Raw genomic sequence first — 25,012 nt, 5'->3', positions numbered from 1 at the left:
CGTCAGCGCTTCCCGAAGCGCGCAAGGAGACCTCGCCCGCTGGCCGCGTAGGCGATCGAGCCTGGAACGATCAGCGTCAATTCCGTTCCCCCTGTCGGCCGGCGCGCCAGCGCGAGCGAACCGCCCAGCTTCCGGCCGCGCTCGTGCATGCCCGAAAGGCCGTAATGCCCGTCCCTGCCGCCCTGGGCGAGGACGTCTTCTGGAATGCCCCGGCCGTCGTCGGCAATTCGCAAAGTAAAGGCGCGGCCATAGTCGATCAGAACGTCGACACGGCTCGCGCCGGCGTGTCGCCGCGTGTTAAACAGCGCTTCGTTCGCGATCGCGCTCAGCTCTTCGGCGACGAGCGCGGCCAGCGGCCTAGACGCGCCCTGCGTCGTGATGTCGAGGCTGACATCGGGGCCGAAGCCCTGCTGGGCATAGACGTCGGCGACGATCTGCGCGGCGTCCGCGGCGCCGTGCAAGGACCGCAGATCCCGTACGCGGTCGCGTCCTTGGACGATCAGGTCGTCGGCGCGGTCGATCGCCTGCTCGAGCGCGGGACGCGCCGGCTCGTTCTTGGGTAGGTCGTCGACGGCGAGCTGGAAGCGGAGCGTCAGCGACTGGACCGACTGCAGCAGCGTATCGTGCAGTTCGCGCGCGATGCGCTCGCGTTCGCTCAGGCGCTCGGCCATGTGGCTGCGGATGCTGTTGGCCACCGCGCGAACTCGCAGCGCGTAGACGCCATAGAGGACGGCGGCGAACGCCAGCGCGCAGAGCGCGTAGAAGGGCCAACTTTGCACGAAGGTGGGCTTGATCCGGAACGACAGCGTCGCGCCATCCTTGTTCCACACCCCATCGCCGTTCGCGGCGATCACCCGGAACCGGTAGGCGCCGGGCCCCAGATTGGAATAGGACACGGTGCGCTTGGCGCCGGCGTCGACCCAGCCGTCATCGACACCCTCCAGTTGATATCGGAAGCGCGCGCGCTCGGGCACCTTCTGGCGCAAGGCGGTGAAGGCGATGTCGAGCGATCGGGTGCCGGGCGCGAACACCAGGTTGGCCGGGTCGAGATAGGTCGCTCCGCCCGCCGCGATCGATCGGATGACGACCGGCGGCGGGCGACGATCGGCGACCAGCGAAGCCGGATCTATGAACGAGGGCCCATTGCGATCGAGCTCCCAGAGGCGGCCATCGCTCGCCATCGCCATCGACGGACCGACAAAGAACGGCTGTAGGAAGGCTCGCAGCCCATCGCGCTCGTCGAAGCTGGTTCGGGCGAGCGTCGCCTTCGGGTCGTCGAACGCCCGGTCGAGCGCCGAGGTCGACAGCCGTGTCAGCGCCCTGTCGCTCCGGATCCATGTGAAGCCGTCGTCGGCCTGAACGAGCGCGCGAACCCCCACGATCCAGGGAATGCGCCGCCAGTCGATTCGAGCGACGGCGTCGCCGCGTATCCGCAACAGCGCGTCCTCGCCGGCCACGAACATGTCGCGCCGCCCCGGCGCGACCATGGTCACCGCGCCGATCGAAGCGCCTGGGAAAGGGGTCACGCGCGCTTGATCGCCCACGAGGCGGATCAGCCGGTCCTTGCTGGTGTAGGCCGCCTCGCCCTGAGGGGTGGTGACGAGGTTGCTATGGCCGGCGCCGGGGATTTTGTCGGATACGTCATGCCATCCGCTGGCGTCGTGCCACACGGGCCGCCGGCGCGCATCGATCGACCAAAGGCGCCCCGTGCGGTCTTCGGCGCACCGGCCCATCGTTCCGGCGGGCGGGGGCGCAAAAGGGGGACGCCGCGCGCTGTCGAAGCGAAAGTAATTCGCCAGGTTGACGGCCCAGAAGCCGGTCGTGGCGCCGCCGCAGATGCCGCCCAGGGAATCGTCGATGATCTTGCGCGTCGCGCCCGGGGCGACCTGAAAGACCCCGTTACTTGAGGCAATGTAGAGTTCAGGCCCGGTCTGGGCCAGCATGTACCCCTCGGCCGGATCGCCCGAAATCAGCGGGTCCGACTGCGCGATCGACCGTTTGAAGCGGTCCAGCCCCATGTCGGTGCCGACCCAGATATTGTTCTCGCTGTCGGCCAGGACGAAGATGGTCAGATCATCGCTCAGCCCCTGGGCGGCGGTAAAGCGCAGGCCCTGCGGCGCGATCGCGGGGCGCGAAACCGGCGCGGCGGGCGACCAGACGATGCCGGCGGCGCCGGTCGCCTGCCATACGCCGCCGTGTGCGTCGAAGATCGCTGGCGCAAGTGCAAATCCTGGCGTCGGCGGCAGCAGCGTCGGCGCGTTGGAGACCAGCCTGCCCGCGGCGTCGACCAGCAGACGCAGACCCTGCCGGTCCCGCAGCCACACCCGACCGTCGCGGTCGGACGCACATGACATGACGGTATCGAGCTGCCGGTTCGCGGACACGAAACGGGGGTCGCGGGGCGAGAAGTGGTAAAGCGCGGCCGTCGACGGCAGGCCGATCCCGATCCAGTAGGTCCCGTCACGCGACTGGCAGGCCGCGGATATGTTGCCGCGGGGGACATTCAGCTGCTTGTCGGCCGGCGTCCAGCGCCCGCCCCGCCAGAGGAAGGTGCGATTATCGAGAGCATCCTGGCTCTTGATCGCCAGAACGGTCCCGTCGGCGAGTTCCACGAGGCGGTTGATCGCGTCGGGCGGGTTGGTCATGCCGGTGTCGACCAGCCGCCCGCCGCGGAACACGGCCACCCCGGCCGCCTTGTTGAAGCCGACCCATAGCTCGCCCGCCCGACTGACCAGCAACGTACGCACGCTGGCGCGCTCGAACCGGCTTCCAGGCGGCGTCGGCGCCCGCTCGAATGTGACGCCGTCGAAGCGATAAAGGCCGCGCGCGCTTCCCAGCCAGATCCAGCCGTCCGGGGTCTGGGCGATCGATGCGACGCCGATCGGCGCGCCATCCGCCGCCGTCCATCGCGTGTGCATGTAGGGCCCGAACCCGTCCACACCCGACTGTGCGAAGGTGACACCCGGCATGGCGAAGAAGAGCGCCAGCAGTGCGGCGAGGGCACACAGCACGCGTACGCGCCGCGTGGCTGAACGTGACGACTGACTTAGCATTGATCCCCGCCCCGGCCGACCAGGCCTGGTTAACTCACTGCGGACCGCGACCTGGCCACGGCCCGATCGCCGCGACTATTCTGCTTGAGCAGCAGCCTCTTCTATGAAGCGGGCGACCTCTTGCGGATGGGACAGCATCACAGCGTGGCTGCTGTGAATTTCCGTCAAGTTCGCCTTGGCGCGGGTCGCCATGAAGCGCTGGGTGGTCGGGGAGACCATGTGGTCCTGCGTCGTCAGCATCCAGCTAACGGGCTTGTCCCTCCACGCCGCCTTGGTGAGCTTGGGCTGCAGCGCGCCGAGGCCCCAGGGAACCTGCGCTACGGCCATGAACCCGGTGATCGAGATGTCGACGTCCGCGGCGAAGGCGGTCGGGAACTTGGCGGGATCGACGATGACGAACCCGTCGGTCGGCGGCAGCAGCGGCGGCCCGGACTCGCCCGGTACAGGCCGGGTCGCCAGTTCCAACACAGACTCGCCGACATCCGGCGCGAGGGCCGAGATATAGGCAAGGCTTCTCACCTTCGGATCGGCCCCCGCCTCGGTGATCACCGCGCCGCCATAGCTGTGACCGACGAGCAGGACGGGGTTGGTCGCTCTGGCGATCACTTGGCGTGTCGTGGCGACATCGCCTTCGAGCGTGACGGTGGGGTTCTGAACGACCAGCACCTCGTAACCGTCTTGCGTCAGGATATCGTAGACCTGTTTCCAGCCGGATCCATCGACGAAGGCGCCGTGCACCAGAACGATCGAGACAGGCTTGGTCGGCGGCGCGGAAGCAGAGAAGGTCATGGCGGCGATTGCTCCTGGAATAACGCTTTCATCGCGCGCCCCCATCGTGTGAGGGGCCGCGCTTGGGGCGGCGGTGAGAGGGCCAGGGAGGCGCATCGCCCTGGGTATCGATGCAGGCCGCGTTCGGGCCCGCCATGAACACCTTGTGTCTCCTCATGGCGGTTTCCCGGACGTCTCCGCCCTTCGCGGCTCTTGAAAATGGATAGGCCAGTCTTTGAGGGGCCGGTCGTCAAACGGTGTGAGACGAGGTTAAAAAAGGTGAGGACGTCGCCATCGCTCGAAGGACCCGCAGCGCACACCTTTGAACGCTCGCAGGCCGCAGACCCACGCGGCTGCGCCAGCCTCATTGCCGACGAGCTCCGAGGGCCGCCGCGAGCGGGACGGCCTGATCTCGACGCCGGATCGCGCCGCCGCGCCGATGGACCCGCCAATCCGCACGCCCCCTTCATCGGCCTTCCGTGCACGGTCCATGCGATCTGAGCATCCAGTTCACAGATGAGGCGACTTGCTGGCCATATCGGGCTAGCTTCGACCTCGATTTCCGAAACCAGGTCACAGGCGAGGCATGGACAATCGCGCGGGCGAGATGATGGTCTTCGTGCGTGTGGTCGAGGCGGGCAGCTTCTCCGAAGCCGCACGGCTGCTGCTGATGACGCCTTCGACAGTGTCGAAGCTGATCGCCCGGCTCGAGGCGCGGCTGGGCGTGCGGCTGATCGAGCGGTCTACTCGGCGCCTCGCCCTGACTGGCGAGGGCCAGTTCTATTACGAGCGCAGCCAGGCGCTGCTGGGTCAGCTTGAAGCAACCGAGCAGCAGATCGCCCTGGGTGGGGCCGAGGCCGAGGGCGTCATCCGCGTCACCTCGTCAGTAACTTTCGGCGTCGCGGCTCTGGAGCCAATCCTGCCCGAGTTCCTGGAAGCCTATCCCAAGATCGTCGTCGACCTATCGCTGTCCGACGACGTGGTCGATCTCTATCTGGACCGCACCGACATCGCGATCCGGGTCGGCAAGCTGCAGGACTCCAACCTGATGGCCCGCAAAATCGGCGAGACGCGCCGACGCATCGTCGCCTCCCCCACCTATCTGGCCAAGCACGGGACGCCACAAACGCCCGAGGACCTGGTTCATCACAATTGCCTCGGTTTCAACTTCCGCCGCGCCAATCCAGTCTGGCCGATGCGCGAAGGTGGGCGGATCGTCGAGCGGATGCTCAGCGGAAGCCTATTGGCGAACAATGGCGAAACCCTGCGGCGCATGGCCATGGCGGGCGTCGGGATCGCGCGGATCGCCGACTACCACCTGCGGGGCCCGATCGCGCGCGGCGAACTGATCGAGCTCTTGCCAGACAGCGACATCGGCGAAACCGACGAGATCAACGCCCTGTTCCGCGGCGCCCAGTTCCTGCCGGCGCGAGTGCGGGCATTCTTGGACTTCACCGCGCCACGCATGCAGCGTTTCCTCGCCGAAGGCTAAGGACGCGCCGCGTGCGCCTTGGCTAATGTCCATGTCCCAGGACTTCCATCCGCATGACCTGCACCCCGCCCTCTGCAAGCGTCGGCAACTTGGCGAACCAGTCCTTTACATACGGCATGGCGTTGTGAGCCTCGAAGTCCTCCACGGTCGCGAAGACCTCGTAGAAGATGAAGTGACCCGGCTTGGCTCGGTCTTCCTGTAGGAAGTAGACGAGGTTCTTGGGATCGCTCCGGACCAATTGCACCAGCGGCAAGGTCGCCGCGCGGAGGGCTGCTTCCTGGCCAGGCTTGGCCTGGACCTCGGCGACGATCGAATAGGCGCCGGCCGGGATCCGACTGTAGCGGACACCGGCCGGGTCGCGAGCCAGGGCCGGGGTCGCCAAGGCGCCGAAGGCGGCCAGCGCCAGCAGGGCCGTAAAGGTCTTGCGCATCGTGATCTCTCCTCAACTTGCGGGTCTTAGCGCGTGGCGCGTTGGCGGGCGGCCAGCGCATTGGCGAAACGCTGCTTCACCGGACCCAGGGCCTTTACGAATTCCAGCTGCTCGCCCTCCGGGCCCTTGCAGTAGATCAGCTCCCAACCGTCCGACGGCGCGACGGTCACCTTGTTGGTGTTGGCGCTTTTCGGCGCGGCCTTGCGTTCGGCCTCGGTGTTGACGCGGATGGTGCGGTTGGCCCGGACCTGGGTCATGCCGCGGCGAGCGGACTCGGCTTCAAGGTCGGTGATGAACTTGTTGAAGTCGACGTCGTCGCGAACATAGAAGCAGATGTGCATCATCCGCGGGAACGCGGGGCTCATGTGCTCGACCGGCTCGGCGAAAGCGCGCGGTCCGCCCATTGGCTGATCGGCGTCGCGGTATTGCAGGAGCTCGATCACCACATTGTCGAACTGGATGAAGCGGACGTCGAGCCGCTGGGCGCCGCCGCGTAGGTCCGGCACGCCGATGGTGGCGGGATTGACGCCCAGTTCGTGGGCCTGGATGTCCTGGTCGGCCAGAAGCGTGTTGTGGACGGTGTCTCCCTGGAAGTCGCCATGGCGGAACACCTCGGCGCCGCCTAGAACCTCGGTGTAAAACTCGTAGGCCCGTTCCATGTTCTGGACGGTCAGGCCAAAGTGCTGGACGCCCTGCAGGCGAGCACCCAGCGGACCACTATTGCGGGCGGCGGTCGACAAGCCGCCGGTGGTCTCGGCGGCGACGGGCGCGGCGACGGCGGCCCCGGCGGCGGCCAGGACCGCGCCGGCGGTGCGAAGCATGTCGCGACGATCGGGAGCCGCGACGCTGGTCTTCTGAGATTTACGCATGACTTTCTCCTGTTCTCGGGGGGATGCTCGAGGCGTGCGAAGGCTTTCGGCCGAAGCGAGCCTCGGCCGTCGAGCGACGGTTTGGTTTGAAGGGATTGGGTCTAAACGGCCTGCGGCAGCGGCGCGGCCGGGTTGACCAAGCCCGCGTCGCGTAGCTCGCGCCAGAAATCGGCCGGGACGGTTTCGCCCAGGGCGGCGCGGTCCTCGGCTATGCGGCCCGGACGACTGGCGCCGGGGATGACGGCCGCCACGGCCGGGTTGGCCAGGACGAACTGCAGGCCGGCGGCCTTCATGCTGATCCCATGGCGGTCGGCGATCGCCTTGATGCGAGCGACCTTGTCGAGGACAGCCGGGGTCGCCGGGGCGTATTCGAAGTTTGGGCCACCGACCAGGGCGCCGGAGCTGTACGGGCCGCCGACGATGATGCCCAGCCCGCGCTCGTCGACCTTGCCGGTCACGCGCTGCAGGGCGCGATCATGGTCGAGCAGCGTGTAGCGGCCAGCCAGAAGGAAGGCGTCGGGGCGCGGCTCGTCGAGGTGCAGCAGCAGCTCAATCGGCTCGACCCGGTTGACGCCCAGACCCCAGGCCTTGATCACGCCCTCGTCGCGCATCCGATCCAAGGCCTTGAACGCTCCCTTGCGGGCGCTCTCGAACATGCTCAGCCATTCGTCGCCGTAGAAGTCCTGGGCGACGTCGTGGACGAAGGCGATGTCGATGTGGTCGGTCTTCAAGCGCTTAAGGCTGCCCTCGATCGAGCGATAGGTGGCGTCCTCGGAGTAGTCGTTCACGATCTTGTTGGGGCGGCCATACTTGAAGACGTCGCCCTTTTCGCCCAGGTCCCGGGCGCTGACGTCCTCGACCTCGTCCAGGATCACGCGGCCGACCTTGGTGCTGATCACGTATTGGTCGCGCGCTTTACTGGCCAGAGCCCGACCCATGCGGATCTCGGCCAGGCCCGCTCCGTAGAACGGGGCGTTGTCGAAATAGCGGATGCCGTCGTCCCAGGCCGCCTCGACTGTCGCCAGGGCTTCGTCCTCGGGGATGTCGCGGAACATGTTCCCGAGCGGCGCGGTGCCGAAGCCGAGCTTGCCAGGCAGTATGGTCTTAAGTGTCATCGTCGTTCTTCCAGTTGATGTCTTGCGGGGCGCGCCCGGCTCGACGTCTGGAATAAGGCCTTCGATTTCTCCTCTGTAGCCGGTCTCCTGTCCCAGAATTTTGGAAGAGATTTCACAAGTCCCTCTCGATCGAGAACACCTCCCCCGATGAAGGCAGGTGACAATGCAGATCGGAAAGAGATCGAAGGCTTGACCAGCGGTCACGTGGCGCCAATAGCTGCCGTTGGCGTACCTCCAGGAACCCGACGTTCGCGGAAGGCGTCTACTAGAATCAGACCGCGCCAATCCTGTTGGGCTGATGCTAGAGGTTGAGCAATGCCAAGGTGGGCACCGGTCAAACGTTTCCCGGTAGGACACCGGTCCAGGCGTTATCCTCCCGTGCGGCAGTGATCGACTTCGTCGGCGGCACTTACATCATCAGGTCAGCGCCCCGTCCGAGAACAACGCTTCCTCGACAGCCTGAACATTCCGTCGCGCGCCAGTGACTGCTAACGCCGTCCACCCAATCCCTTAAAACTGAATAATTCGGCGAACTCGCCACTTGCGGCCACGAGAATGCTGGCCTTGACGACTCCGCGGCACTTGCAACTGGCTACAAATCAGAAGCCGGCGCGCATTGACGCGCGCCGGCTCCGTGCAAGATGTGTGACTGACTATTCCGCGGCGATCGGGCTCGCGGCCTTGCCGAGGGCGGGGCGGCGGGCGCCCAGCAGCAGCTTGGCGGCGAAGATCGCCAGGGTGAAGGCGCCGCCGGCGAAGACGATGTCTCCCGGCACGCGCATCCAGACCAGGGCCTGGACCAACGGCGAGTGGATTACCGCCGGAGAGCGGGCGAACCACAGGCCGTGCTCGATGCTGGCGATCGCCTGGATCACCCCCACCGGCAGCAGCGACAGGAACAGCATCATCGCAAGGCCGCCGTTCAGCATCCAGAAGGTCGCGGCCAGCAGCCGATCGTCCCAGGCTTCGCGTCGGGCCAGGCCGCGGAAGCAGAACAGCAGAAGCCCGATGCCCAGCATCCCATAGACGCCGAACAGGGCGGCGTGGCCGTGGGTGGCCGTCGTGTTCAGACCTTGGATGAAATAGAGGCTGATCGGCGGGTTGATCATGAAGCCGAAGACCCCCGCCCCCAGCAGGTTCCAGAACGAAACCGCGACGAAGAAGAAGATCGGCCAGCGATAGGTCGCGACCCAGGGCGCGGCCTTGGTGTGACTGAAGGTCTCGAAGGCCTCGGCGCCGATCAGGGCCAGCGGCACCACCTCAAGGGCCGAGAACACCGAACCGATGGCGATCACCGAGACCGGCGTGCCGGCGAAGTACCAGTGGTGGGCCGTGCCCAGAACGCCGCCGAACAGGAACACGATGGTTCCGAACAGCACCGCGCCGTTGGCCGACTTGGCCCGCACGAGTCCCAGCTTGACCATCAGCAGGCTGATGACCGCCGTGGCGAACACTTCGAAGAAGCCCTCCACCCACAGGTGGACCACCCACCAGCGCCAGTACTCGACCATGCTGATGTGGGTGTGCTTGCCCCACATGAAGCCCGCCCCGTAGAACAGGCCGATGGCGACCGTCGACAGGAAGAGGATCCAGAGGACGGGCTTGCTTTCCGACGGCGCCTTGAGGGCGGGCCACAGAGCCCGGCCCACCAGCACCAGCCACTTCATCAGGCCTACGAACAGCAGGATCTGCCAGAAGCGGCCCAGGTCGACATATTCCCAGCCCTGGTGGCCGAACCACCAGTTGGCGTTCAGGTCGAAGACCTGCTGCACGCCAAGCCACTCGCCGGCCATCGAGCCGAGGACGACGATAACGAGGGCGACCCACAAGAGGTCGACGCCCAGCTTCTGGCCCTTGGGCTCGTGGCCCGAGATCATCGGCGCGACGTAGAGACCGGTGGCGAGCCACGCGGTGGCGATCCAGAAGACGGCCAGCTGGGTGTGCCAGGTGCGGGTGACCGCGTAAGGAATGATGTCGGAGATCGGCACGCCGAAGAAGGCGTGGCCCTCGACCGAATAGTGGGCGGTGACGGCGCCCAGGCCCACCTGCAGCAGGAAGAGGCCGATCACGGTCAGGAAGTACTTGCCGGTCGCCTTCATCGAGGGCGTCGGCTTCATGGCCGCCAGCGGATCCTTGTCCGGCGCGACCAGATGGTCCTCGGCCTTGGTCTTGGCGTGCCAGAAGGCCAGGGCGCCGACGGCGAAGATCAGCAGGATCACGCTGGCCACCGACCAGACGATGGTCGGGGCGGTCGGCGTATTGCCGATCAGGACCTCATGCGGCCAGTTGGCTGTATAGGTGATCACCTCGCCGGGGCGGTTCGTGCTCGCCGCCCAGCTGGTCCACCAATAGAACGCGGCGATGGCGGTCCGGCGCGCCGGATCCTTCACCGCGCCATTGGCGATCGCGTACTGCTCGCGCAGCTTTTCCAAGGCCGGGTCCGAGCCCAGAAGGGTCTCGTAGTGAGCGCGCACCTGGCGCATGGCCTGGGCGCGATCGGCGCTGACCGTGACGACGCCGGTCTTGGCGTCATAGGTGTTGGTCCGCATCTCGCGCTTCAGGCGCTCGCGCAGGGCCGCTTGGCGCTCGGGCGTCACGGCGTCGTAGAGCGCCTTGAAGTCGCGCTGGGCCCAGAGGTCGAGCAGGGCCGTGGCCTCGCGGTGGAGCTGATCGGCGGACCAGTCCGGCGCGACATAGCCGCCGTGGCCCCAGATGGAGCCGACCTGCTGGCCGCCCATCGATTGCCAAGCCAGCTGGCCCGTCTCGATATCGCTCTTGGTGAGCAGCACCCGCCCCGACGCATCGACCACGCGGGTCGGGATCGGCGGCGCTTGCCGGTGGATTTCGCGTCCCATCAGCCCCAGGACGGTGAAGGACACCGCCATCACCAGGGCGAGGACGAACCATAGTCTTCGGGTGTTCATCTCGCTTCCCCTCGCCTGTCGGGACACTCCCATTCGGCGTTCGGGGATCAGCATGACGATCGGCAAGACCGCCGACGTTGCTCAGGAGCAACCTCGCCCGATCAGATCGCCTTGGCGTGACGCGTGGCGGTCGTCGGCAGACGCGCGTCGAAGGCGGCGGCGACCACCCGCATCAGCCGGCGGGTCCGCTCGGGGATCGACACCACCGCGCCGTCGCGGACGCAGAGGCCGGCCAGCTGCAAGGCGTCGACCGCCGAGAACTCGGCGTCCAGATGATCCTCGGCGAAGCCGTGCTGGCGGCAGACGCCGGCGACATCCACGCACATGTCGCACATCAGCCGCTCGATCACCGCCGCCCGGAGCCGATCCTCTGCGTCGACGGCGAGCGCGCGGTTCAGCGGAAGCTCGCCGCGCGAAATGGCGGCCGACCACTGGTCGGTCGGCACGTGATTGCCGACGAAGCCTTCCCGGAACTGGCCGATGGACGAGGGGCCGATCGGAACCAGCACCGGGGCGGGATCGTCCGTATATCCCTGGAAATTCCGGCGCAGCCGTCCCTCGGCCGCCGCGCGGGTCAGGGCGTCGCCCGGCAGGGCGTAGTGGTCGAGGCCGATGCGGACATAGCCCGCCTCGGTCAGCGCCGCGTCGGCCGCCTCCGCCTGGGCCCAGCGGCCGTCCAGGTCGGCGAGGTCGGCCTCGCGGATCATGGTCTGATGCTTCTTCATCCACGGCACATGGGCGTAGCCGAACACGGCCACCCGGTCGGGCCGCAGCTGGACCGCGAGGCGCGCGGAGTCGTGGACGTTCTCGGGCGTCTGGCCTGGCAGGCCGTACATCAGGTCGAAGTTAAGGCCTTTGACGCCCACGGCGCGCAGGCGCTCGGTCGCGCGGGCGACGTGGTCGTAGGGTTGAATGCGATTGACCAGGGCCTGGACGGTTGGGTCGAAGGTCTGGACCCCCAGGCTGGCCCGGTTGACGCCCACCGCGCCAGCCGCGTCGACAAAGGCCTCGGACAACATGCCCGGATCCAGTTCGGCGGCGATCTCGGCGCCAGGACGCGGACGGAAGACGGTCTTAAGCCGCGTGACCAAGGCGGCGAAGTCCTCGGGGCTGAGCGCGTTCGGGCTGCCGCCTCCGAAGTGCAGGTGGGCGAGGCCATCGTGCTCGCCCAGTCGCGCGGCGACCAGGTCGCCCTCGCGCATCAGGGTCTCGAAGAAGGTCCCGACCCGCTCGTAGGTGTGGGCGATCGAGGTGTGGCAACCGCAGTACCAGCACAGGCGCCGGCAGAACGGCACGTGGACATAGACCGAGAGCCGGTCCTCGGCGCGGGTGCGGGCGAACCAATCCTGAGCCTGGTGCGCTTGCCCCGCGTCGAAAGCCAGAGACGTCGGATAACTGGTGTAGCGCGGCAGGTTCCGTTCAGCGTGCTGGCGCTGGGCGGGGGTCAGGACCGAAGGGGTCATGCGCAAAGTCCTAGAAGCTCATCCTGCCGCCGCAGACGCACGCGGCGGGAGGCGCGCGCGTCGATCAGGCCCTGCTCCTGGAGCTGCGACAGCGTGCGAGAGACGGTGTGGATGGTCAGGCCCAGATAGTCGGCGATGTCCTGGCGGGTCATCGGCAGGTCGAACTCGTCGTCGGCGTCAAAGCGCTGAGCGAAGTCGATCAGGAAGGCGGCGACGCGCTCGACCGCGCCCAGCCGCGCCAGCATGGCCGCGTGGTTCTGACTGCGTTGCAGCCCCCTTGAGGCGATCGACAGCAGGCGCTGGCCCAGCAGCGGATCGTGGGCCGACAGGCGGCGCAGCGTCGCGAGCGGAATGGCCAGCAGGATCACGTCGGTCATGCCCTCGGCGCAGCAGCCGTACTCGCCGCCGGCCTCCAGCCCGAGGACATCGCCGGGAACGTGAAAGTCGCAGACATGACGGCGGCCATCGCCCAGCAGGCGGTAGGTCCGCACCGCGCCGGACAGCAGTTGGTAGACGGTTTCGACCGCCTCGCCCTGGGCGAAGATCTCCTCGCCCGGCGCCCGGCGAAGGCTCACACCGGCGGGGACCAGGGTCTGGGCGAGCGGCGGATCGAACTTGGCGAAGGCGAGGGTCATGGGCAGCCCGACGGCTATGGCTTGTGTCGAGCTCAGCCTTAGCAACCGCGCCGGTCCCGCCGTTATTCGGGAAATCGCCCTAGGTAGAATTCCGGGATTAAGCTGGAGCGCGGGCGGGCTTAGGGCAGGCGCCAGCAATTCACGCAAGGTCAACGCCCCCCATGGTCGCCAGCATCGCTCCTCATAATCTCCGTGGCGCGGACATGTTCGGCCATCTGGACGACGTCGCCGCCGCCGATGTGCTCGGCGCCGGGACCGTGCGGCCGCTGGCCGCCGGGCGCGTGGTCTTCAGCCAGGGCGATCCCGGCGCGACCTGCCACACCCTGCTGGAGGGCCGGATCAAGATCGTGCAGGCGCGCCCCGAGGGCAGCCAGTCGTTGATCCGCTTCATCGGGCCGGGCGAGATGTACGGCACGGTGGCGGCCCTGATGGGCAAGCCGTTCCCGGCCGACGCCGTGGCGGTGGTCGACAGCGTAGAGATCTACTGGACGGTTGCGGCCATGCGCCAACTGATGGCGCGCTATCCCGAGATCGCCATGGGATCGGCCGCCTCGGCCGGGCATCGGCTGTTCGAACTGCAGGACCGGGTCGGCGAAATGGCCGGCGAGAAGGTCGAGCAGCGCATCGCCCGCACCCTTTTGCGCCTTGTTCAGCAGGCGGGTCGCGAGACCGACGTCGGCATCGAGATCGACTTCCCGGTCACCCGGCAGGAGTTGGCCGAGATGGCGGGCTCGACCCTGCATACCGTCAGCCGCACCCTGGCGGCCTGGGACGAGCGGGGCGTCACCGCCAGCGCCCGGCGCCGCATCGTCGTCCGCCGCCTGGACGTGCTGACGAACCTGGCCGAGGCGGGCTGAGCTTTTCGACGCTGGAAAGACAAGAACGCCGCCGCTCGGGGAGCGGCGGCGCTTTGGCGTGCTCACTTGATCGCGGCGAAGTCGGCCGTCAGGCGCTTCTTGGCCATGCTCGGCGCGGTGGCGATGGCGGCCTCGGCCTCGGCGGCGTTGGGCTTGCCGTCGCCGACCTTGGCCACGAAGGTCATGCCCATCGCCCAGTGCGGCATGCATTTGAAGCCGTAGACGCCCGGCTTGGCGACCTTCACGACGACTTCCTTGCCGAGCACGCCCTTTACGGGCGCGACACCCGCCGGCCACATGCCAGGGATCGTCTCGGCGTTGTGGCCGACGTCGGTCGGGATGAAGCGGATGGTGTCGCCCACCTTCAGCTTGGCGCTCGCCGGCTCGAACACCATCATGCCTTGCGAGCCCTGGTTCAGCATCTTGACCTGCAGCTCGGCCGCGCCAGCGGTTCCGGCGATCGCCACCGCGCCGATCATGGCGCCGGCGACGAGAACGGACTTCAACATCTTCACTCACCTTTGTCTGGGCGCGGGCGAACCGCCCGCTCGCGGTCACCGATAGACCTGGCGAGCGCGGTGAACCTTGCTCCAGAGCAAGCCGAGATGAATTCGCCCGCCCCCCCTCCTCAGGCCTCCTTGTCGAGCGACAATCCCCGGCCAGCGCGAATCCGCCAGCCTCCTGGTCTTTGCAACGGGAGCAGGATCATGGCCTTCGACATTCCCTTGGCCGCGGAGATATGGGCCGCGAAATATCGGTTCGCACCGGACGTCGGCGACGGCGACGTCGGCGTCGAGGACAGCTGGCGACGGGTGGCCGAGGCGATCGCGCAGGCTGAGCCCGCCGAGGCCCGTGAGGCTTGGCGCGAGAAGTTCCTCGACGCCCTAGGCGACTTCCAGTTCATGCCCGCCGGCCGCATCTTCGCCGGGGCCGGCACCGGGCGGGCGGTGACCCTGTTCAACTGCTTCGTCATGGGGACCTTGCCCGACGACCTGCCGGGCATCTTCGAGCACCTGCGCGAGGCGGCGGTGACGCTGCAGCAGGGCGGCGGCGTCGGCATGGACTTCTCGACCATCCGCCCCGCCGGCGCGCCGGTGCGTGGCGTGGGAGCGGACGCCTCGGGTCCTCTGAGCTTCATGGACGTCTGGGACTCGATGTGTCGCACGATCCTGTCGGCCGGGCAGCGGCGCGGGGCTATGATGGGCTGCCTGCGCATCGACCATCCCGACATCGAGGCCTTCATCGACGCCAAGCGCGAGCCCACGCGCCTGCGCAACTTCAACCTCTCGGTCCTGGTCACCGACGCCTTCCTGGAGGCGCTGGCCGCCGACGCGGATTGGCCGCTGGTGTTCGGCGGCGAGGTCTTCAAGACCGTCCGCGCCAGCGATCTGTGGCGGCGGCTGATGACGGCCACCTACGCTTACGCAGAGCCGGGCGTGATCTTCGTCGACCGGGTCAACGCCCGGAACAATCTGGCTGACTGTGAGACGATCGCCGCCTCCAACCCCTGCGGCGAGCAGATGCTGCCGCCCTACGGCGCCTGTCTGCTCGGCTCGATCAACCTGGCTCGCCTGGTCGCCGCCCCCTTCACGGAGGGCGCGGTCCTGGACGAGGAGAAGCTGGCGGAACTGACCCATGTCGCGATCCGGTTCCTGGACGACGTGATCGACGTCTCGCGCTTCCCGCTGGAGGCCCAGGCGGAGGAAGCGCGCGCCAAGCGGCGCCTGGGTCTGGGCGTTACGGGGCTCGCTGACGCCCTGATCTTCTGCGGCCAGCGCTATGGCTCGGAAGAGGCGGCGGAGACCACCCGGCGTTGGCTGGGGATCATCAAGCGCGAGGCCTATCGCGCCTCGGCCGCCCTGGCCGCCGAAAAGGGCCCCTACCCGCTCTGGGATCCGCGCGTGCTGGACCGGCCCAACCTGCTCGACCTGGACGACGATACGCGCGCGCTGATCGCGAAGCATGGATTGCGCAACGGCTGCCTGACCTCGATTGCACCGACGGGCACCACCTCGCTGGTGGCCGGCAACGTCTCGTCCGGCGTCGAGCCGGTCTTCGCCTACGCCTATAACCGCAAGGTTCGGCAACCCGACGGCTCGAGCCGCCAGGAGGCTGTCGAGGACTACGCCCTGACCGTCTGGAAGCGGCTGCATGGCGAGGCCGAGCCGCCGCAGGACGTCTTCGTTTCGGCCCAGACCCTGACGCCGCGCGAGCATCTGGTCATGCAGGCGGCCGCCCAGTGGATGATCGACAGCTCGATCTCCAAGACCGTCAACTGCCCCGCCGACATCGCCTTCGACGCCTTCTGCGACGTCTATCTTGAAGGCTGGCGGATGGGGTGCAAAGGCCTGACGACCTATCGGCCCAACGCCGTCACCGGGTCTGTCCTCTCGGTGGACGCGCCGCCAGCGGAACAACCGTCGGCTCCCGCAGCCTCCCACGAAGATACGCCGCTGATCGCGCGCGAAGAGGCCCTGAGCGGGGTGACCTACAAGATCAAGTGGCCGCACAGCGCCCACGCCGTTTACGTGACAGTCAACGACGCCGAGATCGACGGCCAGCGGCGGCCGTTCGAGATCTTCGTCAACTCCAAGAACATGGAGCACTACGCCTGGACCCTGGCCCTGACCCGGATGATCTCGGCGGTGTTCCGGCGCGGGGGCGATGTCGGCTTCGTGGCCGAGGAGTTGAAAGCCGTGTTCGATCCGCAGGGCGGCGCCTGGCTCTCGGGCCGCTATGTGCCCTCGCTGCCGGCCGCGATCGGCGGCGTGGTCGAGCGGCACCTGCGGCATGGTCATGCGGCGCCCACGCCAAGAGTCGCGGAGGCGGTCGAGCCCCAGGCAGACGCGCCGCGGCCCGCCGTCTGCCCGCGCTGCGCCAGCCCGGCCCTTATCCGCAAGGAAGGCTGCGATACCTGCACCGATTGCGGCTACTCCAAGTGCGGCTAGAGCCCACGAAAAAGGGCCCGCTTTCGCGGGCCCTTCCTCTTTCCAGGGACAATGCGATCAGAGTTTGAAGTCGAGACTGGCCCAGGCCCGGGTGGCGTCGGGATAGGTCCGGCTTTGCGTCTCGAACCGGGCCACGCCCAGCTCGAACGTCCAGCCCTTGGCGATCGGCGTCGAGACCACCGCGTCGATCTCGCGCCCCAGGTTTTGGGACCCGACAGTGGTGTCGAAGTCGTGGGCTTCGCCGGTCAGCTTCAGCGGCTGCTTGCCGCCGACCGTCGTCGTTCCGCGCAGGAAGACGTCGCGCACGCCCTTGACCGGTGTCGCGCCGATCACGTCCGACAGACCCTGGAAGCCGTGCAGCGACGCCAGCGGCGTCTGGAAGGCGTTGACGCCATCGCCTTGCAGACGCTCCAGGTTCGCCGAGATCGCCGACCTGGCGGTCTTCAGGCCCAGGGACGCGGCGTCGTAGTCCAGCGAGAAGTCCCGCGGGTTGCTCTTCCAGTCGACCTGGTGGGCGTGCTCCAGCTCCCAGGTCCCGCTCAGGCCCGACCGCAGGACGCGAGCACCGGCCAGCCGGGCGCCGAAGGTCTTCGAGGACTGGGTCGGGGCGTTGTTGAAATCGAGCATGAAGGCATAGGCGCTCGCCTTGCCAACCGCGCCCAGATCGGCCTCGGCCTGCAGCATGTGCGCGTCGCCCCGCCAGACGCCTTGCGACGACTTGCGACCCAGCGGCCGGCGCACGCGATCGGCATAGGCATAGGTCAGGGTCACGCTCTTGGCCGGCTTGGCGGTCAACTTGACCGCGTCGAAGGTCTGCTCGTTCTGCCGCCAGCCGCTGTTGCCGACGAAGCGGGCGTTGCCCAGAACAATCCGCTGCCGGCCGACATCGACGCCCAGGACGGCGGTCGGCCGCCATTCCAGAGCGGCGCGGTTCAGCTCGACCGTCTCGGGGTCGGTTATGGTCGCCTTTCCGGGCTTGGCGTGGACCCCGTCGGCGTAGTCGTCGACCAGGGCGCCGACGGCTTCCATCTCGATCAGGGCGGTCAGGGTCTTGGCCAGGGGCTGACGCCAGCCGAGGCGCAGCCGCGTCGTGACAGCCTCGGCGTCCGGGCCATCGGGATCATAGAGCTCATAGCGCGTGCGCGCCTCGAGCAGGAGCTGACCGGTTTGCGCGGGCGCTTCGGCCCGCGCGGACGCGGCGAAGGCGAGCGCGCTCACGCCCGCCAGCGCCAGCAGGACATGCTGTCTCATGGATCAATCTACTGTCTGTCCGAGAAGAAAAAGGGGCGGCGAACGCGCGCCGCCCCAGGGGACATCGTCTTAGTGGCCGCCGCCCTTATGCGGGTTCGGCGGAGCATTGAAGACCTCGGGATTGGCGGCCCCCTCGACGGTCAGGATGCCGGCGCCGCCACGCTCCAGGCGGCTCAGGGCGTGATCGACCAGGATGTAGTTGCCGGGGACTTCCAGCTTGAAATCGACAACCGTCGCGCCGCCTGGAGCGACCGTGACCGTCTGGACGTCCTTGATCGGCGTGCTGGTCAGCGAGCCGTATGGATAGACGTGGTCGAAGATCTCGCCGATCACGTGGAAGCTGGAGGTCTTGTTGGGACCGCCGACGCCGAAGAAGATCCGGACCGTCTCGCCGACCTTCGCGTGCAACGCCTTGTCGCCGGTCAGCGCCTTGAAGCCGCCGTTGAAGATGTAGAACTCCGGCTGCTCGTTCAGGAGCTTCTCGATGCTCTCGTTCAGCAGCCCCTTCGAGCCCATGGCCTCGTCGGTGTAGACCTCGCCCTGCATCACGTAGAACTCGTGGTCGACCTTGGGCAGGCCCTCCTCGGGCTCGACCAGGATCGCGCCGTACATGCCGTTGGCGATGTGCTCGGCCACCATCGGGGTCGCGCAGTGATAGACATAGAGACCCGGCGCCATCGCCTTGAAGGTGAAGGTCTGCGTCTCTCCCGGCGCGGCCATAGTGGCGACGCCGCCGCCGCCGGGGCCGGTCACGGCGTGGAAGTCGACATTGTGCATGTGCTCGCTGTCGGCGGCGTTCTTCAGCGAGACCTCGACCGTGTCGCCGACGCGGACGCGGACCATGGGTCCCGGCACCTTGCCGTTGAAGGTCCAGAACTTGAAGTTCGCGCCGTCCGCCAGCTTGCCCACCACTTCCTGGGTGACCAGGTCGACCTTCACGGTCGCGGGGGCGCGGCGCGCGATCGGCGGGGGCAGGTCGGTCGCCAGGCGGACGGTGTCGGCGACGGCGGGGGCCGGGGCGTCCGGCGTGGCGCCAATGGCGGCGGTCCCGATCAGGGCGAAGGCCGCGGCGGTGGCGAAGAGAGCGAGGGCTTTCATATTCCTATCCTCCGACGCCCGAACGGCGCCGATGGACGGGAGGGGTAGACCTCCCCGCGCCGCGATCTTTGTGCGTGGACAAACTGCGACGGCTGCGCCGGATCGCCCGGCGGATCTTCGGAAATGGTCGAGAATCCCAGGCGGCGCTGGCCTTTGGGCGCATCGCAAGTCCGCGTCCGGCCGCCATGGCCACGCTTCCTTAAGTAGGCGCGCGATGTCGGTCGGCCGCCTCGGTGTCCGTGCGAACTTGGCGCGGCGCAACGTTCTCCGCCCAGGACCGACCTAGTCAGGCGGCAGAGGAGACCTTGCCATGGACACCGCCGCCGCCCCTTCCCTCCGGGACCAGACCGTCCGCGATATCGCCGTCAACCGCCCCGGATCGACCGCGATCTTCCGCCGCCACAAGATCAACTACTGCTGCGGCGGCGACGCATCGCTCGCGGAGGCCGCCGGGGATCGCGGGGTCGATCTCGCCGGCCTGGTCGCTCAGTTGGACGCCCTGGACCGCTCGGAGGCGGCCCTGGCGCCAGACGAGACCGACGCGCTGATCGACCATCTGCTGGAGCGCTATCACGAGGTCCATCGCCGCCAGTTCCCCGAGGCCATCTTCCTGGCCGCGCGGGTGGAGAGCGTGCATGGCGACCGGCCCGACTGCCCGACCGGTGTCTCCCAGCATCTGGCTTTCATGTTCGACGACCTGGAGGCCCACCACCAGAAGGAAGAGCTGATGCTGTTCCCGCTGATGCGGCGCGGCGCCAACCCGCTCAGTGGCCCGATCGCCCGGATGGAGTCCGAGCATGAGGACGTCATCGAGCAGTTAAAGGGGCTGGCGCGCCTGACCCACGACTTCACGCCGCCCGAAAACGCCTGCGGAACCTGGCGCGCGCTCTACGCCCTCTGCCAGGAGATCGACGCCGACCTGCGCGACCACATGCACCTGGAGAACAACGTGCTGTTCCGACGGTTCGGTTAGCGCACGGAGAGCGCCATGCGCACCAGTTCGGACAGGCTGCGAGCTTGCATCTTGGTCATCAGGTTGGCGCGGTAGATTTCGACGGTGCGCGGACTGATCCCCAGGTCGAAGGCGATCACCTTGTTGGCCTTGCCATCGACCAGCCCGTCGAGGACCTCGCTCTCGCGGGGCGACAAGGCGGCGATGCTGCGGCGGGTCTTCGCCAGCGCCTCGTCCTGCTCGCTCTGGGCCTTGCCCCTCTCGAGCGCGGCGCGCAGCGCCTGGAGCAGCAGGTCCTCGTCGAACGGCTTTTCGATGAAGTCGAACACGCCCGCCTTCATCGCCTCGATGGCCAGCGGCACGTCTGCGTGGCCGGTCATGACGATGATGGGGGCGCGATAGTCCAGCTCCTTGAGCTTCCGGACCATCTCGATGCCGTTCATCTGGGGCATGCGCACGTCCGACAGGACGCATCCGCCGTCCTCGGGCAGGTCCTCCAGGAAGGCGACCGCCGACTCGAAGATGCGATAGGGGATCCGATTCACCTGCAGCAGGAAGGCCAGGGAGTCCCGCATGGCCGCGTCGTCGTCGATGATGTGAACGACAGCCTCACTCAAGGTCCATATCTCCTTCGACGAGCTTCAGGGTGAACTTGAACGTCGCGCCGCCGCCCGGCGTCGGCTCGACCCAAAGTCGGCCGCCATGGGCCTCGATGATGGTGCGCGAGATCGACAGGCCCACGCCCATGCCGTCCCGCTTGGTCGTCATGAACGGCGCGAAGAGATTATCGGCGATCTCGGGCGCGATGCCGGGACCGGTGTCGGCGACGGTCATCAGCGCCTGATCGTCCAGGCGCCCGACGCTGATGGTCAAGTCGCGGCGCGGACTGGCTTCCATGGCGTCGACGGCGTTGCGGACGAGGTTGACGATGACCTGTTGGACCTGAACGCGGTCGGCCAGCACCCGTTCACCGCCCGCGCCATGGTCGAGACGCACATCGACGCCCACCTCGCGCACGCCGATCAGGGCCAGGGCCACCGCTTCCTCGACCATGCGGCTGAGGTCCTCGACCTGCTTTTCGGTCTCGCCGCGCGCGACGAAGTCACGGAGCCGGCGGATGATCGCGCCCGCGCGCAACGCCTGTTCGCCCGCCCGCTCCAGGGCCGCGCCCAGCAGATCGCGGTCGATCTCAGCGGCTTCCAGCAACCGCCGCCCGCCCTTCAGGTAGTTGGTCAGGGCCGAGAGGGGCTGGTTGATCTCGTGGGCGAGGGCCGAGGCCATCTCGCCCATCGAGGTCAGGCGCGCGATGTGCACCAGCTCGTTCTGCAATTCCTGCAGCCGCGCCTGGCTGCGCTGAGCTTCCGTCAGGTCGCGAACGAAGCCGGTGAAGAACCGACCATGACGCGCGCGGATTTCGCCGACCGAAAGCTCCATCGGAAAGGTCGAGCCGTCCTTGCGCTCGCCGATCACCACACGGCCCAGGCCGATGATGCGGCGTTCCCCGGTCTCATAGTAGCGGCTCAGATAGCCGTCGTGCGCCGAACGGTAGGGCTCGGGCATCAGGCGGCTGACGTTCTGACCGGTAATCTCCGCCGCCGTCCAGCCGAACAGCCGTTCGGCGGTCGAACTGAACGAAACCACGCGTCCGGCGTCGTCGATCAGCACCATCGCGTCCGGCACCGTGTCAAGGATCGACGCCAGATGCGCCTCGCGGACCAGGAGGTCCTCGGTCACCGCCTCGGTGCGTTGACGCGCGATCCGGAAGCGCTCGCCGCCGAAGCTAATCGCGCCGCAAACGGCGACGTAGAGCGCCGCGCCGGCCCAGTCGCCGAGGTCCAGGCCATCGCCGCGCGCGCTCAGCGCCAGCAGGCTAACAAGACCCAGCGCGCAAGCGACGAGCCCCCCGTACAGGCCGCGAAACGCGGCGGCGGCGACGACGGCGGGGAAAAAGAAGAGATAGAGACCGCGATCGCCAAGCAACGGCTCAAACAAAAGGCGGGTGGCCGTGCCGATGGCCACCAGCCCGACCGCGATGCCCACGGCCATGCCCCATTCCCGCCTGGGGTTCGGCCGGGCCGTGAGGAACTCGTCGATGGTCATCGCTCCGCGCTAGTCCCCTCCGTCGCCTCCGGCCACTCAGGGATTCTCCTTAGGATCAGACCAGAATGTCTGGGTCAGGCAGGCGGCGGTATCAAGCGTCTCATCGGCGGCCAGGGGGTCGCCACAGGATGAAGGCGAAAAGCCATGACCGCTCCGCATATCGATCTCGACGTCCACCACCAGCCGAAGGGCGCTTCGGACGTCGTCGCCTTCGGCTTCGTGAAGGCCCTGCGCTTCTGCGCCGACACCTTCTTCGCCAAGCGCTACGGCCACCGTGCCGTGGTTCTCGAGACCGTCGCCGCCGTCCCAGGGATGGTCGGCGCTACGCTGAACCATCTGAGGTGCCTGCGCCGGATGGAAGGCGACAAGGGCTGGATAAAGACCCTGATGGACGAGGCCGAGAACGAACGGATGCACCTGATGACCTTCATCGAGGTGGCCAAGCCGACCCTGTTCGAACGCTTCGTGGTCGTCGCCGCCCAGTGGGTCTTCTATCTCTTCTTCTTCGGCCTCTACCTGGTCTCCTCGAAGACCGCCCACCGCGTCGTCGGCTATTTCGAGGAAGAGGCGGTGATCAGCTACACCCATTACCTCGCCGAGATCGACGAGGGCCGCAGCGCCAACGTCGCCGCGCCCCAGATCGCCCTCGACTACTGGAAGCTGCCGGCCGGCGCCACGCTGCGCGACGTGGTCGAGGTGGTCCGCGCCGACGAAGCCCACCACCGCGACGTGAACCACGGCTTCGCCAACGAATTGTGCGGCCTGCCGTCGGGCGAGATCGCCCCCTGCCCGCCGCACGTCGTGCTGGAACCGAACTGGAAGGCCGCCGCCTAAACCCGCGGCCCACAAGGACGACGATCGTGTCCAAAGCCCCTCCCGTCCGCGCGCCCCGCGTCCTTGTGCTCGACCAGGACGCGGCGGTTCGCCAGGCGCTTTGCTTCTCGCTGGGCCTGGAGGGTTACGGCGTCGAGCCGTTCGGCGACGCCGATAGCTTCGTCAACCGGCTGCAGGCCGGCGGGGTGGACGCCGTGATCATCGGCCATGCCCCGCCGGCGATCGCCGGACCGCCCATGGCCAAGGCCGCCCGATACGCCGGTGAGGCCATTGCGATCCTGATGACCGCGACCCATCCCGCCGCCGATCTGCGCCGCGCGGCCCGCCGAGACGGCGTGTCGCTGATCGAAAAGCCGCTGATGGGCGACGCCCTGCCGCAGGCGCTCGAGGCGGCTCTGCGTGGAGTTGTCGACGCACAACGACCCGGCCTCGACCGCTAACCAGAGTTTCGCCATGAGCACCGCCCAACAACGCCGCGCCTATGCCGGCCCCGCCCTGTTCAGCTACGGCTTTCGGCCGTTCTTCCTGTCCGGCGCGATCTGGTCGGCCCTGTCGATCCCACTGTGGATCTGGTCGCTGTTTGGCGGCCAGACGGTCGGCGGACACCTCGACTGGCACGTCCACGAGATGCTGTTCGGCATGCTCGGCGCGATCCTGGCGGGTTTCCTGACAACCGCCATTCCCAACTGGACAGGCCGCATGCCGGTGATCGGCGCGAAACTGGCGGCGCTCTGGTCGCTCTGGCTAGCCGGTCGACTGGCCATGCTCTTCCAGGTGTTCATCGGGCCGGCCGCCGCCTGGATCGATGCGGCCTTTCTAGTCGTCTTCGCGGCGGTCGTCTGGCGCGAGGTGCTGTCGGGCAAGAACTGGCGCAACCTGCCGATCTGCTTGCTCACCGCCCTGATGGCCGCCGCCAACATCGCCTTCCACCTGGACGCCGCCCTGGGCCTGCAAGGCTTGGGAACGCGTGTCGCCCTGGCCGTGGCGGCCGTCATGCTGGCCCTCATCGGCGGCCGCATCACGCCCAGCTTCACCCAGAACTGGCTTCGTCAGCGCGGCGAGACCAAGCTGCCCCCGCCGTTCGGAACCTTCGACAAGGTCGCCGTGATCAGCGCCGCCGTCGCGGCAGCGAGCTGGGCGTTCGCGCCCGGACAAGCGTTGGCGGGCGGGCTGCTGGTCGCGGCCGGGGGCGTGAACCTGGCGCGCCTCACCCGCTGGCGCGGAAACAGGACGACCACCGAGCCCCTGCTGTCGATCCTCCACCTCGGCTATGTGTGGCTGGGCCTTGCTCTGCTGCTGTTGGGCGCGAGTGTCCTGACGCCCCTGGTCCCGCGCCCGGCCGGCATCCACGCCCTGTCGGCCGGCGCGATCGGCGTCACCTGCCTGGCGGTCATGTGCAGGGCCAGCCGAGGCCACACCGGCCGTCCGTTGACCGCCGACCGGGCCACGGTGGCGATCTTCGCCGCGATCAACCTGGCGGCCTTGCTGCGCGTCGTCGCCGCCTTCATCCCAGACTATCAGGCCGGCCTTCTGGTGCTGGCCGCCTCGTGCTGGACCTTGGCCTACGGCGGCTTCGCGCTCGCCTACGGTCCGATGCTGATCGGGCCGCGCCCTGCCCGCGCCTGAGCGCCGAGCCCTTAAGGACCGTCCCTTTGGAAGACACAGCGACGCATTTGTCCTAAAGCGCCGCCGTGACCTTCCGGAGCCCCATCGCCAAACAGCTGAAGCGCGACGCCCTTCTGGCGCTTGCGATGCTGGCGGTCACGCTGAAGATCCTGGTCCCCGCCGGCTTCATGCCGGAGGTCCAGCCGCACAACGGCCTGCCCTTCGCCTTGGTGCTCTGCACCGGCGAGGGCGCCAAGGTCGTCCGGCCGGGCGAGGCGCTGGGCCAGCGGCAGGGCGAGAATCATGACGGCAAATCCGTTCATGACGCCCCCTGCCCCTTCGCCGCCCACGCCGCCGGGGCTCCGCCGCCCAGCCTCGTCGTCACCACGGGCGCCGGCGCGGTTCGCTATGTGGTCCTCCCTACCCCGGCGTCCCCGGCGATCGCACCCGGGCGCGGCTTCGCCGCGCCGCCTCCGCCCCCCACGGGTCCGCCTGTCGTCCTGATCTGACCAGGCCTCTTCCGAGGCCATCCGCGCGCGTGCGCCGTCGACTTGTCCACGGGCAAAGACGAGCGCCCGCGCCTGTCCAGACTAGGCCCAGATCAATACGACAAGGCTC

At 67.9% G+C, this 25,012-nt stretch carries 21 protein-coding genes; 8 read left to right on the top strand and 13 right to left on the bottom strand.

Annotation, left to right across the window (positions count from 1 at the left end):
• Nucleotides 1–2: 2 nt before the first annotated feature.
• Entirely contained in the window at nucleotides 3–3,011 is a 3,009-nt protein-coding gene (locus EIK80_RS13850) for a sensor histidine kinase (protein WP_158624682.1), read from the bottom strand.
• 117 nt (nucleotides 3,012–3,128) lie between these two features.
• Nucleotides 3,129–3,842: an alpha/beta hydrolase gene (locus EIK80_RS13845; protein ID WP_125157585.1), complete on the bottom strand. Its 714-nt coding sequence runs from the start codon at nucleotides 3,840–3,842 to the stop codon at nucleotides 3,129–3,131.
• 565 nt (nucleotides 3,843–4,407) lie between these two features.
• Between EIK80_RS13845 and EIK80_RS13840 the strand changes: the two genes are divergently transcribed.
• Nucleotides 4,408–5,313 carry a LysR family transcriptional regulator gene (locus EIK80_RS13840; RefSeq protein ID WP_125157584.1) on the top strand — a complete coding sequence of 302 codons (906 nt, stop codon included), beginning with the start codon at nucleotides 4,408–4,410 and terminating at the stop codon, nucleotides 5,311–5,313.
• Between the two features lie 22 nt (nucleotides 5,314–5,335).
• On the opposite strand, the gene EIK80_RS13835 is transcribed toward EIK80_RS13840, so the two are convergent.
• The 6 genes from EIK80_RS13835 to EIK80_RS13810 all read right to left on the bottom strand — a co-directional run bounded on the left by EIK80_RS13835 (nucleotide 5,336) and on the right by EIK80_RS13810 (nucleotide 12,749).
• Nucleotides 5,336–5,743, bottom strand: a complete 408-nt coding sequence (locus EIK80_RS13835) for a putative quinol monooxygenase (RefSeq protein WP_125157583.1) — start codon at nucleotides 5,741–5,743, stop codon at nucleotides 5,336–5,338.
• 26 nt (nucleotides 5,744–5,769) lie between these two features.
• Nucleotides 5,770–6,612, bottom strand: coding sequence for a VOC family protein (locus tag EIK80_RS13830; RefSeq protein ID WP_125157582.1), 843 nt, complete (start codon nucleotides 6,610–6,612; stop codon nucleotides 5,770–5,772).
• Between the two features lie 101 nt (nucleotides 6,613–6,713).
• A complete protein-coding gene (locus EIK80_RS13825; RefSeq protein WP_125157581.1) occupies nucleotides 6,714–7,727 on the bottom strand; it encodes an aldo/keto reductase in 1,014 nt (337 codons plus the stop codon).
• Between the two features lie 653 nt (nucleotides 7,728–8,380).
• Nucleotides 8,381–10,651 carry a nitric-oxide reductase large subunit gene (locus EIK80_RS13820; RefSeq protein WP_125157580.1) on the bottom strand — a complete coding sequence of 757 codons (2,271 nt, stop codon included), beginning with the start codon at nucleotides 10,649–10,651 and terminating at the stop codon, nucleotides 8,381–8,383.
• A 101-nt stretch (nucleotides 10,652–10,752) separates the two neighbouring features.
• Entirely contained in the window at nucleotides 10,753–12,114 is a 1,362-nt protein-coding gene (gene hemN / locus EIK80_RS13815; RefSeq protein WP_125157579.1) for an oxygen-independent coproporphyrinogen III oxidase, read from the bottom strand.
• Nucleotides 12,111–12,749: a helix-turn-helix domain-containing protein gene (locus EIK80_RS13810; protein ID WP_125157578.1), complete on the bottom strand. Its 639-nt coding sequence runs from the start codon at nucleotides 12,747–12,749 to the stop codon at nucleotides 12,111–12,113. The genes hemN and EIK80_RS13810 overlap by 4 nt, the downstream gene beginning before the upstream one ends.
• A 203-nt stretch (nucleotides 12,750–12,952) precedes the next feature.
• Between EIK80_RS13810 and EIK80_RS13805 the strand changes: the two genes are divergently transcribed.
• A complete protein-coding gene (locus EIK80_RS13805; protein WP_233586620.1) occupies nucleotides 12,953–13,606 on the top strand; it encodes a Crp/Fnr family transcriptional regulator in 654 nt (217 codons plus the stop codon).
• 62 nt (nucleotides 13,607–13,668) lie between these two features.
• On the opposite strand, the gene EIK80_RS13800 is transcribed toward EIK80_RS13805, so the two are convergent.
• Nucleotides 13,669–14,115 carry a pseudoazurin gene (locus EIK80_RS13800; protein WP_125157576.1) on the bottom strand — a complete coding sequence of 149 codons (447 nt, stop codon included), beginning with the start codon at nucleotides 14,113–14,115 and terminating at the stop codon, nucleotides 13,669–13,671.
• Nucleotides 14,116–14,313: 198 nt separating this feature from the next.
• On the opposite strand from EIK80_RS13800, the gene EIK80_RS13795 reads away from it, so the two are divergent.
• Nucleotides 14,314–16,554 carry an adenosylcobalamin-dependent ribonucleoside-diphosphate reductase gene (locus EIK80_RS13795; protein WP_125157575.1) on the top strand — a complete coding sequence of 747 codons (2,241 nt, stop codon included), beginning with the start codon at nucleotides 14,314–14,316 and terminating at the stop codon, nucleotides 16,552–16,554.
• A 57-nt stretch (nucleotides 16,555–16,611) separates the two neighbouring features.
• On the opposite strand, the gene EIK80_RS13790 is transcribed toward EIK80_RS13795, so the two are convergent.
• Nucleotides 16,612–17,805 (bottom strand): alginate export family protein, encoded by a 1,194-nt coding sequence (locus EIK80_RS13790; protein ID WP_125157574.1) that lies wholly within the window; start codon nucleotides 17,803–17,805, stop codon nucleotides 16,612–16,614.
• Nucleotides 17,806–17,874: 69 nt separating this feature from the next.
• Complete coding sequence (gene nirK / locus EIK80_RS13785) at nucleotides 17,875–18,903, bottom strand: copper-containing nitrite reductase (RefSeq protein WP_125157573.1); 1,029 nt, start codon at nucleotides 18,901–18,903, stop codon at nucleotides 17,875–17,877.
• 310 nt (nucleotides 18,904–19,213) lie between these two features.
• Between nirK and ric the strand changes: the two genes are divergently transcribed.
• Nucleotides 19,214–19,876 (top strand): iron-sulfur cluster repair di-iron protein, encoded by a 663-nt coding sequence (ric, locus tag EIK80_RS13780; RefSeq protein ID WP_125157572.1) that lies wholly within the window; start codon nucleotides 19,214–19,216, stop codon nucleotides 19,874–19,876.
• Here ric and fixJ read toward each other — a convergent pair.
• Both fixJ and EIK80_RS13770 read right to left on the bottom strand, forming a co-directional pair.
• The gene (fixJ, locus tag EIK80_RS13775; protein ID WP_125157571.1) at nucleotides 19,873–20,472 is read right to left on the bottom strand and encodes a response regulator FixJ; all 600 of its coding nucleotides are present in this window, start codon (nucleotides 20,470–20,472) and stop codon (nucleotides 19,873–19,875) included. The two genes, ric and fixJ, sit on opposite strands and share 4 nt — an antisense overlap.
• Nucleotides 20,465–21,955: a PAS domain-containing sensor histidine kinase gene (locus EIK80_RS13770; RefSeq protein WP_233586619.1), complete on the bottom strand. Its 1,491-nt coding sequence runs from the start codon at nucleotides 21,953–21,955 to the stop codon at nucleotides 20,465–20,467. The genes fixJ and EIK80_RS13770 overlap by 8 nt, the downstream gene beginning before the upstream one ends.
• Nucleotides 21,956–22,099: 144 nt before the next feature.
• Here EIK80_RS13770 and EIK80_RS13765 point away from each other — a divergent pair, with 144 nt between their 5' ends.
• The 4 genes from EIK80_RS13765 (at nucleotide 22,100) to EIK80_RS13750 (ending at nucleotide 24,903) form a co-directional block, all read left to right on the top strand.
• Complete coding sequence (locus EIK80_RS13765) at nucleotides 22,100–22,789, top strand: alternative oxidase (RefSeq protein ID WP_125157570.1); 690 nt, start codon at nucleotides 22,100–22,102, stop codon at nucleotides 22,787–22,789.
• Between the two features lie 26 nt (nucleotides 22,790–22,815).
• Nucleotides 22,816–23,229, top strand: coding sequence for a response regulator (locus EIK80_RS13760; RefSeq protein WP_158624681.1), 414 nt, complete (start codon nucleotides 22,816–22,818; stop codon nucleotides 23,227–23,229).
• Nucleotides 23,230–23,242: 13 nt separating this feature from the next.
• Entirely contained in the window at nucleotides 23,243–24,415 is a 1,173-nt protein-coding gene (locus tag EIK80_RS13755) for an NnrS family protein (protein WP_125157569.1), read from the top strand.
• Between the two features lie 65 nt (nucleotides 24,416–24,480).
• Nucleotides 24,481–24,903, top strand: coding sequence for a DUF2946 family protein (locus tag EIK80_RS13750; protein ID WP_233586617.1), 423 nt, complete (start codon nucleotides 24,481–24,483; stop codon nucleotides 24,901–24,903).
• Nucleotides 24,904–25,012: the final 109 nt, after the last annotated feature.

Origin of the sequence: Caulobacter sp. 602-1, assembly GCF_003931565.1 — a bacterium.
Classification (GTDB): Bacteria; Pseudomonadota; Alphaproteobacteria; order Caulobacterales; family Caulobacteraceae; genus Caulobacter.
The sequence above is the reverse complement of the archived record's forward strand: the minus strand, read 5'-3'. Positions and strand labels throughout refer to the sequence as shown.